General features: G+C 63.4%; 1 pseudogene. It reads left to right on the top strand.

Annotation, left to right across the window (positions count from 1 at the left end):
- Positions 1–1018, top strand: a pseudogene (locus EOA85_RS35945) (excinuclease ABC subunit B); the annotation flags it as partial.

Genomic DNA, 1018 nt, shown 5'->3' with positions numbered 1-1018 from the left:
GGCTGCGCAGCTCTATTCCGAGTTCAAGAAATTCTTCCCGGAAAACGCCGTCGAGTACTTCGTCTCCTACTACGACTACTACCAGCCGGAAGCTTACGTCCCGCGCACGGATACCTTCATCGAGAAGGAATCCTCGATCAACGAGCAGATCGACCGCATGCGCCACTCGGCGACGCGCTCGCTGCTGGAGCGCGACGATGTCATCATCGTCGCCTCGGTGTCCTGCATCTACGGTATCGGCTCGGTCGAGACATACACGGCGATGACCTTCCAGATGCAGATCGGCGACCGGCTCGACCAGCGCGCACTGCTCGCCGACCTCGTCGCCCAGCAGTACAAGCGCCAGGATATCAATTTCGTGCGCGGCTCGTTCCGCGTGCGCGGCGACACGATCGAGATCTTTCCGGCCCACCTTGAGGACCGCGCCTGGCGCATCTCGCTGTTCGGCGACGAGATCGAGGCGATCACCGAGTTCGACCCGCTGACCGGCCAGAGGACCGGCGAGTTGAAGAGCGTCAAGATCTACGCCAATTCGCACTATGTCACGCCGCGCCCGACGTTGAACCAGGCCATCAAGTCGATCAAGGAAGAGCTCAAGCACCGGCTGGTCGAACTCGAACGGGCCGGCCGCCTGCTTGAGGCGCAGCGGCTGGAGCAGCGCACCCGCTTCGACCTCGAGATGCTGGAAGCTACCGGCTCCTGTGCCGGCATCGAGAACTATTCGCGCTATCTCACCGGCCGCCAGCCCGGCGATCCGCCGCCGACCCTGTTCGAATACATCCCCGACAATGCGCTGGTTTTCATCGACGAAAGCCATGTCACCGTGCCGCAGATCGGCGGCATGTATCGCGGCGACTTCCGCCGCAAGGCGACGCTGGCCGAATACGGTTTCCGTCTGCCGTCCTGCATGGACAACAGGCCGCTGCGCTTCGAGGAATGGGACGCCATGCGCCCGCTTTCCGTCGCGGTTTCGGCGACGCCCGGCGGCTGGGAGATGGAGCAGTCCGGCGGCGTCTTT

The sequence above is a fragment of the Mesorhizobium sp. M5C.F.Ca.IN.020.29.1.1 genome (assembly GCF_003997375.1).
Taxonomy (GTDB): domain Bacteria; phylum Pseudomonadota; class Alphaproteobacteria; order Rhizobiales; family Rhizobiaceae; genus Mesorhizobium; species Mesorhizobium wenxiniae.
The sequence above is the reverse complement of the archived record's forward strand: the minus strand, read 5'-3'. Positions and strand labels throughout refer to the sequence as shown.